At 43.3% G+C, this 18394-nt stretch carries 16 protein-coding genes; all 16 read right to left on the bottom strand.

The annotated features are described in order from the left end of the window. Positions 1-16: 16 nt before the first annotated feature. On the bottom strand, positions 17-652 hold the full coding sequence (locus G9U52_RS29085; protein WP_166154254.1) for a pseudaminic acid biosynthesis-associated methylase: 636 nt from the start codon (positions 650-652) through the stop codon (positions 17-19). Further along, on the bottom strand, positions 618-2546 hold the full coding sequence (locus tag G9U52_RS29080) for a motility associated factor glycosyltransferase family protein (protein ID WP_166154252.1): 1929 nt from the start codon (positions 2544-2546) through the stop codon (positions 618-620). Before G9U52_RS29080 ends, G9U52_RS29085 begins: the two co-directional genes overlap by 35 nt. Next, complete coding sequence (locus tag G9U52_RS29075; protein ID WP_166154250.1) at positions 2533-3132, bottom strand: DUF8042 domain-containing protein; 600 nt, start codon at positions 3130-3132, stop codon at positions 2533-2535. Before G9U52_RS29075 ends, G9U52_RS29080 begins: the two co-directional genes overlap by 14 nt. Before the next feature lie 196 nt (positions 3133-3328). Continuing rightward, entirely contained in the window at positions 3329-6148 is a 2820-nt protein-coding gene (locus G9U52_RS41485; protein ID WP_166154248.1) for a flagellin N-terminal helical domain-containing protein, read from the bottom strand. A 111-nt stretch (positions 6149-6259) separates the two neighbouring features. Next, positions 6260-9079, bottom strand: coding sequence for a flagellin N-terminal helical domain-containing protein (locus G9U52_RS42125; RefSeq protein WP_279538771.1), 2820 nt, complete (start codon positions 9077-9079; stop codon positions 6260-6262). Positions 9080-9339: 260 nt separating this feature from the next. Beyond that, entirely contained in the window at positions 9340-10119 is a 780-nt protein-coding gene (locus tag G9U52_RS29055; RefSeq protein WP_207953279.1) for a class I SAM-dependent methyltransferase, read from the bottom strand. A gap of 134 nt (positions 10120-10253) precedes the next feature. Next, positions 10254-10490 (bottom strand): carbon storage regulator CsrA, encoded by a 237-nt coding sequence (csrA, locus tag G9U52_RS29050; RefSeq protein WP_166154244.1) that lies wholly within the window; start codon positions 10488-10490, stop codon positions 10254-10256. Beyond that, positions 10490-10945: a flagellar assembly protein FliW gene (gene fliW / locus G9U52_RS29045; RefSeq protein WP_166154242.1), complete on the bottom strand. Its 456-nt coding sequence runs from the start codon at positions 10943-10945 to the stop codon at positions 10490-10492. The genes csrA and fliW overlap by 1 nt, the downstream gene beginning before the upstream one ends. Positions 10946-10992: 47 nt before the next feature. After that, complete coding sequence (locus tag G9U52_RS29040; RefSeq protein WP_243767629.1) at positions 10993-11562, bottom strand: DUF6470 family protein; 570 nt, start codon at positions 11560-11562, stop codon at positions 10993-10995. 21 nt (positions 11563-11583) lie between these two features. Further along, on the bottom strand, positions 11584-12477 hold the full coding sequence (gene flgL, locus G9U52_RS29035) for a flagellar hook-associated protein FlgL (RefSeq protein WP_166154240.1): 894 nt from the start codon (positions 12475-12477) through the stop codon (positions 11584-11586). A 36-nt stretch (positions 12478-12513) separates the two neighbouring features. Then, a complete protein-coding gene (gene flgK / locus G9U52_RS29030) occupies positions 12514-14100 on the bottom strand; it encodes a flagellar hook-associated protein FlgK (protein WP_166154238.1) in 1587 nt (528 codons plus the stop codon). Between the two features lie 39 nt (positions 14101-14139). Continuing rightward, positions 14140-14643: a flagellar protein FlgN gene (locus G9U52_RS29025; protein WP_166154236.1), complete on the bottom strand. Its 504-nt coding sequence runs from the start codon at positions 14641-14643 to the stop codon at positions 14140-14142. Positions 14644-14671: 28 nt separating this feature from the next. Beyond that, positions 14672-14944: a flagellar biosynthesis anti-sigma factor FlgM gene (flgM, locus tag G9U52_RS29020; RefSeq protein WP_166154234.1), complete on the bottom strand. Its 273-nt coding sequence runs from the start codon at positions 14942-14944 to the stop codon at positions 14672-14674. Positions 14945-15048: 104 nt separating this feature from the next. After that, positions 15049-15468, bottom strand: a complete 420-nt coding sequence (locus tag G9U52_RS29015) for a flagellar protein (RefSeq protein WP_166154232.1) — start codon at positions 15466-15468, stop codon at positions 15049-15051. A 100-nt stretch (positions 15469-15568) separates the two neighbouring features. Then, a complete protein-coding gene (locus G9U52_RS29010; protein ID WP_311764941.1) occupies positions 15569-16369 on the bottom strand; it encodes a ComFC family protein in 801 nt (266 codons plus the stop codon). Beyond that, complete coding sequence (locus tag G9U52_RS29005; protein WP_166154230.1) at positions 16366-18387, bottom strand: ATP-dependent helicase ComFA; 2022 nt, start codon at positions 18385-18387, stop codon at positions 16366-16368. The genes G9U52_RS29010 and G9U52_RS29005 overlap by 4 nt, the downstream gene beginning before the upstream one ends. Between the last annotated feature and the right edge of the window lie 7 nt (positions 18388-18394).

The raw sequence follows: 18394 nt of genomic DNA, 5'->3' as shown, positions 1-18394 counted from the left end.
TTCTCACCTCACTAGTTTAAGCTTTCTTTCTTAACAGAAACATTTGATCTATATTATCATTATATTGGTAAGGATATTTCTTTTCCTTAACAATTTCCAGATCAGGGAAGCGGTTCAAGAAGAGTTGCATGAAGTTCGCCTTCCACATCTTGTTGCTGTTCCCGCGGTAAGGGATTTCTGAATAAGTGTCCGAATAGTACTCAAAGCCCCAAATAAATTGGTTGCTTGTGCGATACATTTCGTCCATGATCGTATTGATATCATCAGGCGATATATGGATTAATACCCCGCTTGTAAATACGAGGTCAAAATAACTATCCTTAAACGGAATATCAAAACCTGAGCCTTGGATGACATTGATGCCTTTTGTTATTTCTTTTACTTTCTCCACCGCGTAGGCCTGCAGCTCAATACCATACAGCTGATTATAGCCCATGCTTTGCAGACAGCGAAGCTGGTTGGCTACATTGCAGCCTACTTCGAGGATACTGCCGATTTCAAGATCGACCAAGAACTCTTTGTTCATAGCTGTGCGAGTATGGCCATATTCATTTACATACAGGGCATCCTGCTCATCTACAGAGAATTTGTTGCGTTCTGTGTATTCAGCACCGAATTCACTCTGCCAAAACTGTGTCTGCTGGGTTTGCATCGTTGTTCTCCTCCGCTCTGCGCTCATCAATGGTCATCCTGATATATTGCTGTACATTCATCACCATATTTTCAAGGGTTTGAAACATATTCTGGCAGTCATACACATACTGTCCAAATACATTTTTGGTTTTACGAGCCTTTTCCACCATATCTGCTATTTCTCTTATCGGTATAATGGAATTATTGAGTTGCTCTCTAGCCAACCGAAGTGCTGGACTAAGAAATACCTTATAGAAATCATTAGCAAGAAATTTTTTGGTGATTTTGTCGAGTTTTGGGAACATTTTCTTCAACTGAGTTGCCTCGTTATAAGTAACAAGTGTCTCCATTTTTTGTAATGTCTTGGCCAACTGCTCAAACAATTCACGAAGCTCTTGCCGACTTTTTTCCATGTTTTCTACTTGATGACTCAATTTATCAAGATTATATGGATTAGGTGTAGTCATATACCACTGAGGATCTACAACCTGTTCCTTTAATTCTGTCTCGATGATTTGTTCCAAAGTAATAAATTCTGTACCCTGAATTTTGGCACCATTTTTAGTTGTATTTACTACTTTGATGTTTGTCATTCTACTTAAGTATTGCTCCATTTGAATTCGCCCTACTGAATGGCCCTTCATTGTCTGGACTTCCCCGCCATCCACGCTTTCGACCATTTCCATATCAGCGTTTTCGCTATCGCTTAACTCATTAGTCCTATACGTATAGTTGACACCAGTTGAATAATACTGATTGTTTTTAAAGGCAAAATTTTGCCCAACCATAATTAATAGATTACATTCAAGTTTATGCAAAAGCTCCAAGGTGATAACCGCTATCGAAGGTGCATCTGTTACAAACTCACCGTTTTCCAATAATCTTTCTTCTTGCAAATAATAAACAGAAACAGGATCTTGAATTGTGACCATATGGAGCATTGGCCCTGGATACAATTCTACTGTTTTATAACCCACACTTGTACCAAATATCATCGGAATGTTAGAAAGCTTCTGAGTAATAATTTCTTCATATGTCAAATGGTTATATATATTCGGGTCATATGAAGTTACCGCATCGGGAAATATCCCCTGTGATAATAAGGCTTTATTGGCAGATCCGATAGCAATAATATACGCTAGGCGATTCTCCTTGATATATTTAATATGCTCAAATTCTTCTTCCAATGAAGGCCCAGCAGCGACCATAAGAACGGGCTTATCTTTAAAAAAACCTTTCATATCTCTTAATATATTTGGTGTTTCCAGCACTTTTATAAAATTATGCATACTGTTCACTGTCCAAAGCTTCTCATAGCTTGAAGTGGAGGCCAAGTGCGTCCTTTTTTGTTCAATTGCCTTTGTAAAGTATTCCTGAAATCGATTAGTCTGTTCCGCATAAACCCTTGAGTAAATGGGATGGGTAATAATTAAAACTTTATCATTAAAAGCGCTGAGGAAACGGTCAATTTCCAACCATAAGACACTGGGGACATATTCTATCATGATTCGTTTTAAACTTTTCAAGGGAAGCTCCGATAAATTTCGGTTGCTTATATACTCATAGAACACACTTGCATCAGGCTCATAGATCGAAAAAGATTTATTAGAATATTTTTTCATTAAGGTTTCAATATGATAACCAAAACCAACACCATAGAAAAACACATGTTCATATTCATGAACACGCTCTTCATATTCAGCTAGCCACTGCTCCGATTCATGAATGGGGTCATATTTACTATGAAGAAATGTTTCATTTCCCTCAAACATAACAGAAAGTGTCGGCAGCCCATTCTTCGCTGTCTTTAGATTAATATGCTCTCTTTTTAGCATGCCTTCGGAGGCAGCATAATAACTCCAAACCTCAGAAAATTTATTTTTCAATAAAGCTACGTTATCAATTTTTATCATTGATGGTTACCCCTTCGCCTATTTTATTAGACACGGTCTGGATATTCCCAAATAGTTCCGTAACCTCGTATTTCAAAAGATCCCCAATCAATGAATAGTCTTTGTTGGACATGGCTTTATGAATTTCTTCTATTTGGTTAAACAATTGATTCCTGTTCCCATTAATTTCATCCCCGTGGCTGAGACCAAGCTCGCTAAAATTAGTAAGCATGATATTCAGCCAATCCATAGCATCAAACAGTTTGTTTAATTCATTCCAACTCTCTGCTTGGGGTGACTTGTAAAAATCATTAGCCAACTCCTCAACCACTGGAAGTGCATTGGTAATATACTCATTTGCACTTTCTGTCAGCTCTTTAATTATGCTTGTCTTATCACCAAATACAATTTCTATAAGTTTCGCTTCAGGATCAAGAGATAATAACTGAAAATTATCTACAAATTGTTCGGTACCATCAACAATCAGGTAACTGAACACTAATTGGTTGTTATTATTGATCTCTTGATTAATAGCTTGAATAATTTGTTCTTTAGGATCGGAATCTTCTTGTATAGTTAAGGTTTGATCGAACACTTTTATTTCCATATTTGTCCCCCGATAGTATTGTATGAGTTGAATTATATACTTTATATCGGACAAACAACAGTCATCCATTATAGTAATTGGGTGTTAATTCGACTTCTTTCGATCATATAAACAGTTAAGCACATTCTTGTATCCGTTATTTTCCAAAAAAACAGACTCTCACTGAATTTCCAGCGGGAGTCTGTTTACTTTGAATTTAACGCAATAACATAAGTACCTGTTGAGGCTGCTGATTAGCTTGAGATAGCATAGCCTGAGAGGCTTTAGTAAGAATATTGTTTTTGGTATATGACATCGTTTCCTTAGCCATATCGATATCACGAATACGGGACTCCGAAGCAGTCAAATTTTCTGAAAAGATGCTAAGATTAGTAACTGAATTCTCCAGCCTATTCTGGATAGCCCCTAGTTTCGCACGTTCATCAGATATTCGTTCTACTGCATTGTCTATTACTGCTATCGCCCATCGCGCTTGTGAGGACGTGCTAACATCGATATTCGTTAAGCGCAACGATGTAGTGTCAGCACTGCTCACATCAACAGAATCGACTATACCTTGGTTGGCACCCACCTGAATTAACAATGATGAATCCCTTGCAGCATCCTGTGCTTGCTGAATAACATCAAAGCCTCCAAAGGGTCTATTAAATTCTCCCACAGGCGTGGCATCGGTTGCTGATCGGGTTGCCGATAGCTTAAGATTACTCAGATCGTGTTGGGCACCTTTTTTACCATCGATGCTGATCGTACCCTTACTAAGATCCAACCCTACAGATGCACCTTGAAATGCCTCTGCTGATCTCATAAGTGCTAGTAGATCCCCTACAGTCGAATCAGAGCGGACAACAAGAGTTGAGCTAAAGCCTTTGCCACCTTGCGTACCCGCAAAGGTAATTACATTGCCCACATCCAAAGCAAGATTATTATGGTTATGGTCTGTTAATTCCATAAGCTTAGTATTGGTTGCAAGATTCTGATCCACCGCATCTGTACCCGTTATTCGAATATTGGTTGGCGTAGTACCTACAGCCGCTTCAATTTTCGATCCTGCTGCGAGAGACGCATCAAACAAAGTACTAGCACCTGATGCACCTCCAAGGGAGCTAACAGAGAACTTCGCCGCTGCTGTTATCGTGGTTAACCTCAATGTTTCACCATTGCCGCTGACCTGTGTTGATACATGTATGGCTCCACTACCAAAAGCGCTATCCAGTTCCGCTTGCAGCCCCTTCACAATGGCATCTCGTGTAGTTAATCCGGATCCCAATGACGTAGCCCGTTCAATATTCGGCTGATCTAACAGATTGATGGTAGCCGATTTATTGCCAAGAATTACATTTAGCTTATATTGGTCAAGGTTATTTGCAACACCACTTAGATCTACTCCGGCTCCAATATTATTAGTACCCGAAATATTTCCGGCAATAACCCCGTAACCGATCGCACCTAATGCACTTTGATCTGATGCGGCAGGATTGAGAATAACAACTGCTGAAGAAGTCCCTGTTGATGCAGACTCAAACTCAATTTTGTTCTCGTCAGTTAGCCTCGCTTGAACTTTACCTACTAGCGAAGCATCACTTCCGAGTTGATTGTTAATTTCGTTAACAAGATCCTTCTTTGTTGTATACAGCTTGGACGATAGTGTCAGCGTTCGGATTTCACCTCCATCAACAGACAAGGCTAATTGGTCATTAATCCCTGATCCAATGAATATGCCTTCCGAATAACCCATGAAGCTATTAGTTCCCACTGCACTGACCACAGACCCAGATTGAATGATACCTCCTGATGTGTTCGCGGATAAACCGAATAGGTTAGACAAGCCTGCTGATGTAGAAACATTGAATACACTACTTTTCACCATCGCCGTCAGGCCCAGTTTTCCACCCTCGTTGTCTACCATAATAACACCAGTACCGAAAGAAGTATCAAGCTGATTCTGTATCTCCGTTTGCAGTGTATGCAAAGTATAGCTGGTGTTATCCGCAAGCGTAATCGTTGCACTGCCACTGCCTATATTTACACTAAACTGTCCCGAAGTCGTACCTGTCGTTATCTGGATACCTGCACTCATATCCAAAGTACCTGCAATCTTATCCTGGTAACCTCGGAAACCCATCTCAGATAATGCCGATCGATCCAACGTGCCTGAACCCATAGAGAACGTGGTTTTGTCTCCAGCTTCCTTCGTGGTGACAACAAGCTTGTTATCAACAATAGAGACCTGCACTTGGTTTTTCTCAACAAGCAGTCCCGATAGTTTTAATGCAGCATTAATTGCCTGCTCAACGGCGAAAGCAAATTGTGATTGTGTGTATCCATCTCCAGCACTTGCTTCAATAAAAGCCCCCGATATATTAGTTGCCCCATTGATATTAAAGGTGAAATGGTCATTAATACCCGTTATGATTCTGATCTTCTCATCCAGCTCATTGAATCCAGTTTCCGAATATCCATGCCCAGTGACTGTCTGTACGGAACCTCTTTCCGTAATACTACTGCCACCTATTGTCTTGCCCGCAGTTCCCAGGAAATCGACCGTATCAATGACAGTTGAGACAACCTTGGTGCCTTGCAAACTCTTAGCTGCCGTCAAACTGCCATCTAATAACTTCTTGGTATTAAATTCTGATGTATACGCTACACGATCAATCTCCGATTTGAGCTGATCTACTTCTTTTTGTATCTGTGAACGGTCTGAATTGGTGTACGAATCTGAAGAGGCCTGCACGGCAAGCTCCCTCATACGTTGTAAAATATTGTGAGTTGTGCTCAGTGCTGCTTCAGTTGTTTGGATAAGCGATATCCCAGTCTGTGCATTGCGTGATGCTTGATCTAAGCCGCGAATTTGCCCACGCATTTTTTCCGATATGGCCAAGCCTGCCGCATCATCACCAGCCCGGTTAATGCGTAGCCCTGAGGATAATTTCTCCGTTGATTTTTGCATCAATGCGCTATTATCCGTAAGAATTCGATGAGTATTAATAGACGACATATTGTGATTGATTCTCATGCAACACTCCTCCTTCCTTCACGTAACCTCTCGGGGTACAATTTACCTGAATGGGTTATAGAAGAAAAGACTCTAGAAATTCTAGAGTCTTTTCTCTGGTGTGAAAGATAATTATCTCAGAAGTTGTAGCACGCCTTGTGGTTGTTGGTTTGCTTGAGCCAGCATCGCTTGTGCAGCTTGGGAAAGGATGTTGTTCTTGGTGAACTCCATCATTTCTTTCGCCATATCTACATCGCGAATACGGGATTCTGAAGCAGTCAAGTTTTCCGAGGAAGTTCCCAAGTTATTGATGGTGTATTCCAGTCGGTTCTGAATAGCACCAAGTTTAGAGCGTTCTGCAGAAACGGATTCAAGCGCATTGTTAACTACGCTGATCGCGGATTGTGCTCCCTCTTTAGTACTTACATCAACATTAGCGATCTTCAAGGAAGAAGCGCTGACGTTATTGATATCAAGAGCTACTGTTTGACCTTGGTTAGCACCAATTTGCATCGACAAGGAAGCGTCGCTTGCTGCATCTTGTGCATTTTGAGTGACTTTAAAGTCACCAAATGTCCGGTTGAAGTTACCCACAGCCGTAGTATCAACCGCAGACTTCTGTGCGGAGAATTTAAGATTGCTAATATCGTATTTCTCGCCGTTTTTACCAACGATATTGATTGTTCCTTTAGCAATATCAAGAGCAACCGATGCTCCAGCAAATGCATCAATTGAACGGATAGCTCCAAGCAAATCGCCAGCAGTAGAGGTATCTGTTACGGATAAACTCGCTTTAAACTCTTTACCATCTTGAGTTCCTGCAATACTAATAACATTGCCGGCACTTAAACCAAGCTTGTTGTTGTCAGAATCCGTCAAATCTTTCAACAAGGAGTTGGTTGCAAGTGTGTTATCCACTGCATCAGTTCCTGTTGTTGTTATATTAGTTGGAGTTGTTCCTACTGTAGCTGTAGCTGTTTTATCAGTACTAAATAGATTTGCTGCTCCTGAACCAGAAGCAACAACGCCTGCAACAATAAATTTAGATGCAGCAGTATTCGTTGTCAATTGCAATGATTCCCCAACACCAGAGATTACCGTACTTACATTAATTGCATCCTTACCAAATTCAGCATCTAATGCAGCTTGTAAACCTTTAACAATGGCATCTTTTGTAGTATTACCACTGGCAATAGCAGTATTGAGCTTAATATTAGGCTGATCCAACAAATTAATGGTTCTTGTTTTATCTCCTAATGTAACTGTTAACTTGTAGTAGTCAGCAGTATCTGTTGTACCACTAAACTTAAATCCATTGACAAGATCCAATGAGCCTTTAATGTTACCAGCCGAAGGTCCGTAACCGATCGCACCTAGAGCAGTTTGCCCAGCGGCATCTGGATCAGAAACCGTTACAGATGAAGCAGACCCTGTTGCGATTGATGTAAATGTAATCTTATTATCTGCACTTAGACTTGCCTGTACCTTGCCTGTCAGTTCTGTATTGCTTCCGATTTGATTATTAATTTCGTTAACCAAATCTGCTTTAGTAGCATAAAGCTTAGTAGAAAGCGTCAATGACGTTGCTGTGCCACCATCTACCGAAAGCTTGAAGGAGTCATTGACGCCCTCTGCAATATTGATCCCTGTGCTATAGCCATTCACAGTGTTTGTACCCGAACTAACTACGATACTGCCTGAGTTGATAACCCCACCCGACGTCCCGGTAGCTATCCCTAGTAATGCAGAGTGACCAACACCAGCAGCAGTACCGGAAACTGTAAAATTGCTTGCCTTAATATTGCTTGTGAATACAATTTTCCCATTATTATCTGAAACAGTTACTGCTCCAGCACCCAAATCGGCATCTAATTGTGATTGAATTTCTGTTTTCAACTGATCTTTTGTATAAGCAATACCACTAGCTAATGTAATAGTTGAAGTAACATCTCCAACTGTAACAGCGAATTCCCCTGAAGTAGTTGAAGTACCAACAGTATAACCAGCACTAATATCAAGCGTTCCTTCAATCTTATTCTGGTAACCTCTGAAACCAATAGCAGCTAGTGCACTACCTGATCCAGAAGTGGTTGCATTAATTTGTAGTGAAGCATCCTTGCCAGCCTCTGTTGTAGTGAACACCATTTTATTGTCGTTTGAGATGGACACTTTAATGCTGTTACTCTCCGTATTAATATTTGCTCCTGTAAGAGCAGCATTAATAGTAGCTTCTACGGCTTTTGCAAATTCGGCACGAGTGTATCCTGCTCCTGTACTATTTGCGATAGATCCGCTCATGAGAGCACCACTCGCAGTTGTAAAAGCAAACCCATTATTAGCATCTGTTATAACAGTACGCTCATCCAACGCATTAAAAGCTGTTTCGGAGTAGCCTTTACCTGTAACTGTTTGCACGGATCCACGCTCAGAGATAGAAGCACCTGCAATTGCAGTCCCCGCACTAGCAGCCAAATCAGCTACATCAACCTTAGCTGAATTTGCAACAGTACCTTGCAATGCTTTAGTTCCGGTCAAGCTACCGTTCAATAATTTCTTGGTATTGAACTCAGTTGTAAAAGCAATACGGTCAACTTCGGATTTCAACTGTTCAACTTCTTTTTGAAGTTGTGCACGGTCAGTATCAGTCGAAGTATCATTCGCCGATTGTACGGAAAGCTCACGCATACGTTGCAAGATGTTATGAGTTGTGCTCATTGCACCTTCAGCTGTTTGAACTAGGGAAATTGCATCTTGTGCATTACGGGAAGCTTGATCCAAACCACGGATTTGGCCACGCATTTTTTCGGAAATTGCTAAGCCGGCAGCATCATCGCCTGCACGGTTGATACGGTAACCTGAGGACAATTTCTCCAAAGATTTGTTAGTGCCCGCTGTGTTGTTCGTTAATTGACGGTGCGTGTTCATTGCTGCTAAGTTGTGATTAATTCTCATTGTGTGTTTCACTCCTTGAATGGGTTTACCCACTTCCATGTGGGGTGTTCTGACATACTACTCGGATAGGTCGGCCGTTCCTGTACGAATAGTGCCTATAGACTATATCGAACATTGAAGTCCAAATGTGAATAGCAATTCCAACTTTTTTTAGTCATATCTTTTTTTACATTACTTGATCCTTCTCAGACCTGAATTCGGGACATTCGTATGTTCTCCAACTAATTAAGCAATAACTGAGAATAACTGTAGACCCTTGCTTAACGTTTTATTATATAAGCCAGATTGGGAGCATATGGAAAAATCTTGATTTCATGGTTTATTCCAATAGTGTCTAGTAATGCTGCTGTTATGCCAGGCGTAATATGTTGATCTATACTATGCATGACAACGATCCCACCTTTTGGCATTCTTGGCCATAATAAGGATAGAGCATTTTTTGTAGGTTCATATAGATTCATCGTTAATACAACTAAGCTTGCAACAGAATGAGGATTTTTTTCTATATAATCTGGTAATGTGACATTGACATCGCCTTTTACTAGTTTAGCTTTTGTAAGCTGTGATATAGGGCGATTGCTGTCGTAAATTTCTATAAGCTCATTCAGTACATCATAGAAATTACTTGCCCATCCTCCTGCATGCATAGTTCGATATTCAAGTTGTGGGTTAACATCGTTTGCTGTTACCTCAGGATATCCATCGAAGGTATCGAATCCGATAATTTGTCTACTATGGTTAAATGGCTCTAAGGCTGCACAAAGGTTCGCATAAGTCATAAAACCTTCGCCATAATAGACGCCAAAGTAAAATATACTTCCTTTTACATCTTGAATTTGCTTAAATATTTCATAATTAGCAAGTATGTAACTTAGCTCCTGTCTCCTCATAAAAACAGAAGGAAAGATCGCTTTCTCTTCGCCTAATAACCTCTTTCCATCGGTTTCAGATAATTGATACAGTCTTTGTACTAAACTCAGTTCATTTTTTGAAGCATTTTCATTTAAATACTCACCCATGGTAAAATGCACCTTCTCCATTATATTTGTCAGTATAATCATTTCTCCCTTAATTAGACAATATCCTCCTTTTTACGCAGTAAATTAATAAACATATATGCTATCTCTGACAACCGCAACATTCTCTCTCGTACTGTTCGATTGCTTGGTCAGTATTATAAGTGCTCCTTCTTTCCATACAGCTTATTAAGCTTCTCCATGTCAGGTATTTGCGTAGAGGCCTCCTGGTTATTTTGCCTGATGGCCTCATAAATTTCCTTACGGTTCACTTGCACATTCTTGGGAGCCTGGATACCCAGCTTGACTACATCGCCTTCTACGCCCAGCACAACAACTTCAATCTGGTCACCAATGATGATGGATTCCCCTTTTTTTCTAGCGAGGACGAGCATTATACCTCTCCCCCTTCCACGACAGGCTGTTGAACAGAGATTAGCTTCTGTTTGACTGTATAATTCGTCCCTTGCAGGATGATTTGCTTACCCAGAAGATCTTTATTATTTACAATGATTGGCGCTAGCAGGTTGATCGTAGCGTCCTCCAAATTGTCGCGAATGGAAACGATGTTCCAGACCAGAACGTCCGTTTCTTCCTTAATGGCCAACTCCTGCTTGGCATCTTCGGAAATATCAAACTCATAGGCAGGGTAGAAGACAAATGGACTTACAACGATAAAGGCAACCTCTCCATCTTCTACGGATTGCAGAAAGGAGAAAGGAAGCTCCAAATTGGGTTTAATGATAACGTACTGCTGCAGCTGCTCGAAGCCGGGCAACCCCTGTGAAAAAGTAATAACCTCTGTATCTTGAATCTCGATCTCGCCAAATCGAACGGTGCTTATTTCCATCGGAATGTGTTCCCTCCTATAAATAAAAAAACTGTAGATGCTCTCATCTACAGTTTAGTATCAATCTGTGGTGGTGTAAACTCAACCTTCGCATAGCTCAGCATTTGGAAGTCGAATTTGCCCCGCTCATAGCTAATGTCCGGAGCATTCACTTGTGCCGTAATCTCGGCTCCGCCCTCTTGCACCTGAATATCAGGATTGGCTCTTTCGTAATGGATATCAACATTGTCATAAGAGGCTTCCCCGGCAAAATTCATCTCAGGGAAGCTGACCCGAAAATCCTGGCCCATCTCCTTAATGGCATTCCCGCCCTTGTGGATCGCCCACATCCGATTGCCATCCTCGACCCGCTTGGCTATGCCCTGAAGCCACACATCCCGCGCACCGGAATAAATACGCAGCATCACCTCTGTGTTCTTACCCAAGCCTAGAGCGTCCCATGCTTTGGACTGGTCGATCTCCATCGTCCCTAGGGGTTGCTTGATATCCATCTGCGCGTCGACTTGTTCAATCTCCTGTGTGGGACGAGGCTGCTTGATCTGCTGAGTTCCCAAATCAGAATCAATCCGATAGCTAGCATTCTCTGTCCGATATTGAAGCTGGGGAATAGGAAACATGTCAATAGACCTCCTTCGCTATTAACTCAAGAAATCAACCAGGCTCGGTTGAATAATCTTGGCCCCTGTTGATAGCGAGGCCTGATAAATATTTTCCGCAACCTTCAGATTCGTAATAACAGCAGCCATATCTGCATCCTCTACTCTAGATTGGAGGCTTTCTACGTTTAAGCTGATATCCTTCAGCCGCTCATCTGTAAGCTCGATCCGATTCATCTTGGCACCAATATCTGCACGTACATCCAAGAACTTATTCATACGCGAATCAAAGTCGCCGATCGCTTTGTTGATAGCCGTGAAATCACCTGCTCCCAGCGCCGTAACAAAATCCTGTGTAATCTTAAACATGTTATCGGCATCGGCTACTTCACCGAACACCCGGCTCCCAGGGACGTTCACAGAGATCTGAACTCCAGCACCAATCTCAAAGTTAATGAGTCCAGTATCTGGGACTTCTGTCGCCGCATTTTCCAACGTGAATGGCTTAATATTAGTTAACTCGCCGTTAAACACATATTTACCGTTAAATTGGCTATTCCCAATATCAACAATCTGCTCGTACAGCTGCTCTGATTCGGCTTTCATTGTATCTAACGCAGCTTGCGGATTCGTTCCATTAGAAGCCTTGACCGCCATTTCACGAAGCTTCTGAATGACTTCGCCAGCTTGATTCATTACGGTATCAGTGAACGACATCCACGAGGTCGCCGAATTCGTATTGGACTGGTATTGCTCATTAGCCGACAGCTCACTGCGGTAGCGCATGGAGAAGCTGATGCCCACTGGGTCATCGGAAGGTTTATTAAGCTTGCGACCTGTTGCTAGTTGATTTTGCAGATTGTCCATACCTTTAAGATTATTGTTTAAATTACGCAGAAATTGGGAGCTCATCATCCCTTGGGTCACTCTTTGCATATCGACACCTCATTGCTTCCCGAAATTAGCGTGCTATTATCTGCCTACAATACCCATACCATTAATGACTTTGTCGAGCGCTTCATCACAGGTGGTCATTGCTCTAGCCGCTGCATTGTATGCATGTTGGAATTTGATCATGTTCGCCATTTCTTCATCCATCGAGACGCCACTAACCGATTGCCTTCTGGCTTCTACTTGCTCTACCAGAATTTTTTGGTTCGTAGATTGCCTTTCAGCCTCTTGGCCTTGTACGCCTAGTTGCCCAACAACTGCCCGGAAAAACTCATCTAATGTACCTTCCTTCAAAACAACGGTACCTGCACCTGTTGGGTCAAAGTTAAAGGATTGTTGGCTAAGGCCCGCTACCAGAAGCGACATATCGTTATTACCACGAACTACTTTTTCCACATTATCTGCAGGATCCACATAAGTTCTGAGTGCCGCAGCAATATTTGAAACATTATGCTCAATCGCCGGATTTACGATTAGATTGGCTGCACTAAAGGCACCACCGTCGCTAGTCTGGAAGAAATCCCCACCTGTTACGAATTTATCGTTATTGAGCACATAACCAAGCTTATGCAAACCATTAAAGCCTTTGACCGTGATCTCTCTTGCATCAGCTTCTTGCAGGGTTCTCTGTGCAACTGTACCGGTATACGTTTTCGTTCCAATAATTGTTCCTTCGGGCACAACGGATCCGGCTGGCAGCGTAACCTTCACGTCACCCTCAACCATCGTTTTAACCATCGTATTAATCTCGTTCTGGTACGAAGCTACTAATACATCACGAGAGTTAATCATTCCGTATACTTCTCCACTACTCAAGTCTCCACCGAAGCTACCTTCAAGTGAGGCTGCTGAGACTGTTGAAGCTACATTAAAGCCGTCTACCAGTACTTGCGCACCCATCGATACTCTATATCCGCTGGCATCCTCGACAACCGTAATATTGATCGTCTTCGATAAATCATCCAGCAATACATCCCGTTGATCTCGAAGGTCATTCGCATTATTGCCTAAGCCTTCTATCCGAAATATTTCGTTATTCAGCTTGGCCACTTGATCCGTTGTGGAATTAATATAGGTTGTCTTTACATTAATGTTATCCGTCAAATCGCTGGAAAGATCGCTCAGTTGCTTAGATGTAAGGTTGAAGGCATCCGCCATCGCTAGTGCACTCTCTTTAACTACGGCACGGCCTGTCAAATTATCAGGAGCTTTACTCAGCTCCTGCCACGCGTTCCAGAAATTCTGGATAACCTGGCGAACCCCCGTATCGGAAGGCTCATTAATTATAGCTTGCAGCTTATCCAATGTATCTTGGCGAACCGTCCACTCCCCAGATGATTTATTTTCATTATAAAATTGCGAATCCAGAAACTTTTCTCGAATTCGGGTGATAGAAGAAAATTCAACACCTTGCCCCATTTGTCCAGGAACTGTGCTGCGGCTCATGGCGACAGCCTCTTGTGGTTTAGCGGCTACCATATTGACTACTTGACGGGTATATCCCCGTGTATTCGCATTGGCCACATTATGACCGGTTGTATTCAGCGCCTCTTGCTGGGTAAATAAAGCGCGTTTGGATATTTCTATACCACTGAATGTAGAACGCATATTGTAGGGTCTCCTTCCGTTTGGTGGTGCTTATGCTGCCTAAGCGCGAGTATCGAAGATACCTAGGCGTTTATTGCCACGGGCGGCGTTTTGTTGGGGCTTATGGTAAAAGACATCATCCTCGGGAGGCCCTACGATGAGATCTAAAGAATAATCAATAAAAGACAAAGAATGCTCGATAAGTTGTTGATTTAATTGATTCATTTCCCGAAGCTTGCGAATCGTCCCTAGAAGCTGCTTCTGTAATTCCAATAGTGCTTTCTTGTCGTCCATATTAAAAATAATTTTCGTTAAATCGCTCACGGTTACTTTAGGGTTAGGCTTGTAGCCCTTTTCAATCAAGAACTGCCCAATGACTTCCACGCGCTGCTGATCCAGCTCGCCAATCTGTTTAATGAGCTTGTTTTCCTTAGAGACGATCTGTGTTAACTGTTCTACACGATTGTAGATAAGTACCTGCTTCTTCTGCTCAGCCAATTCTGACAAAGCATCGTGTACTCCGTTTAATGCCGTCATTGTTTGAATCAAAGCTTGGAATGCCATACTCATCCACCTAGTTAGTCAAATTGGATTACTTTATAAAAGGAAACAGCTTTTCTGCGAGTAATCGGGCATCTATCTTATAGGTCCCTGCTGCTACCGAGGTTTTCAATGCATCGATTTTCTCTTTGGAATGTTCAACCCCTGATGTGTTTTGTGTACCCAATAGCTCCTTCGCCTCACTCGAAATTTCCACTTGATCTTTCTTCTTTCCGGTTTTACCCGCAGCCGCCACAGACATGGCATCATGGCTCTTCTGATATTGATTCACGGTACCAACCCGATTTGTTCCATTGATTTTCATAAAAGCACCCCACTCTCAACTAAAATAACTTCACCGATAAGCGTTACTACTTTTATCGGTGAAGTTAGAGCAAAAGTTTATATTAAGTTTTTAGAATAGCTGTTTTAGTGACGATCCTTCAGCCTGTCTTGAATATTAAAAGTATTATGAGCCGTATGCTCCTGCGTTTTCCTACGGTTCTCATCCTCATGCATCTGGTTCGTATCTTTGGCTAGTTTGGAGCGGCACGGCTCACACATGGAATTTTCACGGATCGCGTTACCGCATACTTCGCAAGCATATCCCATATTCGGGTTACCCTTAATGGAAATACGCCCTTCACGAATAAATTTGGTAATTTGCTGATGACTTACCTCTGTCGCCTCACTTAAATCGGCAATGGAACAAGTACGATACTCCCTTAAATACTTCAGGCATTTTTCATATTGCAAATCGATATCTTTAATGCAGTTCCCGCACATCCCGTACATATTCTTTAAATATACTTTCCCACAACGATGACAATTAGCCACATTTAAAGTCATAATTTTTAGTGCCTCCTCCAATAAGTAGCTTTGGTACTTCTAGTGTAGCTTACTAGATAAACGCTTGTACACTGTATTTTAAGCAGTTTCCTAAATATATTTATCTAGCCCAGCTGATTCCGTATACAGCTACCGCAAGCTCTTCCGTGATCACCTTGGCGCACTCATTAAGGGTGCTTCCTGTGGTGTAGACATCATCAATAATATATAGGCGAATATCGCTTTGCACTCCACTTTGAGCCGTTAGCTGCTTGAGCTCATTTCGCCCAGCAGGATGCAGCGCAAATACACCCTGTAGATCTTCTAGCCGGTCTCCACGAGTCTTAAAGCTCTGCTTGTCAGTATGGCGTGTCCTTTCCAGTACATCAATCACAGGGATTCCCGTTAGGACGCTGAGCTCCTCCGCTAATTGCTGTGCTTGATTGAAGCCCCGCTCCGCCAAGCGTTGCTCACTTAAGGGGACAAAGGTAATCAGCTCAGTATAAGGTGAGGCGTTGGCCGAAGCAGCTGGATGCTTCTGGTGCTGGTAATAGGCATGCAAAAGCATGGTGCCTAGCAGCTCCCGCAGCTTTTCGTGACCGCGGTATTTAAATACACCGAGCCATTCCTTCATAAGCGGACTATAGCTAACCGCGCTACGGTTTTGCACGAAATAAGCTTGCGTGCGGCGGTTGCAGTCCGGGCATATTTCCGGCCGGCCGCAGCCCTCACAACGGATATGTAAGATCCATGGAATCGCCGCCGAGCAAGATTCACAAAGCGGCAGCTTGCCTTGCCGCGTGTAGGTACCATGGCAAGCTATACATGTGTAGCGGCTGGGCGCCAGCAACAACTCTGCCCGCTTTAGTAGCTGTGAGAACCCCCGGGCCATGCTTCTAGTGCCCTTACTTTTATTGTTCACGGGATCACTTCCCCCTTAGTACGTAAATATCCCTTCTTCCTTGCCAAAGTGTTCATCGATTTAATTTGCCGAATGGCCTCTACTTGGTCGCGGGTTCTCTCTTTAGCAACAAAATATACATGTCCCGCTGGATCAGCGGCTGAGCGACCGGCACGTCCCGCCATTTGCACAAGCGAAGCTGAATCAAATAGTGAAGCGTCTGCATCCAACACAAATACATCAGATTTAGCGATCGTTACGCCCCGCTCCAAAATCGTGGTGGTGACCAGTATACGAATAATCGAGTTACGAAAATCGATCACCTTTTGCGCCCGCTGCTCGTCTTTGGAGGAGGTACCTTGAACTGTGACTTCAGGAAAAATCGTACGTAACAGCCCAACCAGCGGCTCGATGAGCTGGATTTTCGGGACAAACACAAATAATTGTGCCCCTCTTTGCAAGGAAGCTGCAAGCTTCTCTTCGAGCTTGCGGTGCAAGGAAACCCGCTTAAGCTGCTGGGACAAGGCAGGTGCTGCCAGCAGCAGGGGCACAGGCAACGGATGGCGATGGTATCTCGCCGCCACCTTCACGTGGGGCAATTGGCCACGCCTGGCTGCCTTCTGAAGCTGTTTGGGAGGAGTAGCCGAAAGCAGTAGGGTCACTCCCGTTTTCGTGCATACCTTGTGGGCTGCATATTCGAGCATAGGATTGTTGTGGAAGGGAAACGCGTCGAGTTCATCGATGACCACAAGGTCAAACGCCCGCTCAAACCGCAGGAGTTGGTGTGTAGTCGCAATAGTAAGGGTTCCCGTGTCCCAGCGCTGCTCGCTGCCTCCGTACAAGGTAACTACGGGCGTAGGGGCAAATGCTTTTTCCAACCGCGGGCGGAGCTCAAGCACCACGTCCCTTCTGGGCGTAGCCACTACCACATGCTTGCCGCGATGCAGCATATATTGGATCATCGGAAAAATCATCTCCGTCTTTCCAGCTCCGGTAACTGCCCAGATCAAAAATTGACCGGGTTTTTGTCCAGACTTATGCTTGAATTGGGATTCATTGGCTTTCAAAAATTGCAATGCCAAAGAGGACGCCTCTGCCTGCACGTTGCTTAATCCCCATGGCAGTATATAACGCTCATATAGCTCCACATTTCCAGGCTGAGGATCAAATTCAGATTCAAAGTTAGGCTTAGGCTCAAGTTCCCTATTACCTACCGCTTTATCAAAGCCAGCGATCGGGTCAACACGCTCAGCTGCGCTAACCATCACGGAGCAATAACGTGACCTTCCCATCGTCAAGCACTGCTCACAATAAGGGCATGATGCTTCGCAAAAGAGGCAATCCGTCATCACCATATGCTCAATACCACTTCCACAGCGTTGGCATGTATAAACGAGTTGGGTGCGCAAAGTGGGGAATATGCGTTTGGTTGATCTCTGGATGCCTTGACTGATCTGTAATTCGCCGCGTAAATAACCCATTTGTATATAGAGAAGGGGTTGCTCCCCTGCATCTATTAAACCGTGGTGCTCCATCAGTTGGCTTACTTCCTCCAACAACAAGCTTCTCCCCTGCATGATGCTTATCAATGTTAGGAGCTCTTCTGGCAAGACCGCTCTAGCCCCTGCTTCCGTAGTCCGATAGCCTGCCCATTGCTGCCAATCACACTCCCGCAGATGTGCCTCAAGCTTGTCTCTACGTCCTCCTTGTGAAGTTCCATGCTTATCCGCCTGTCCTGCCAATGGGGCTCCAGGCTTGTCCAAGCTTAAACCGAGGGGTACTCCAAGCAGCTCCGCTTGCCGGCTTACCGCTTCTAGCATTAAGCTTGGCGAGGACACTTGTTCCGCCTTCCATTTCATGCTACTCAGTCTCTCTGTTAGCAAGATGGCTTGTCCAAATGAAAGGGCCGGTTCAAGCATCCATATCCGCAAAGGATTGCGACGCCCACCGAACCAATGGGCCAAATCAGCCCGTATGTCCAAGGATACATGCCACATGCATGAATGGCCACTTATTCGCGCATAAACAACAGACTTCATCGCTCAC

This window comes from Paenibacillus agricola (assembly GCF_011440305.1).
Lineage (GTDB): Bacteria > Bacillota > Bacilli > Paenibacillales > NBRC-103111 > Paenibacillus_S > Paenibacillus_S agricola.
The sequence above is the reverse complement of the archived record's forward strand: the minus strand, read 5'-3'. Positions and strand labels throughout refer to the sequence as shown.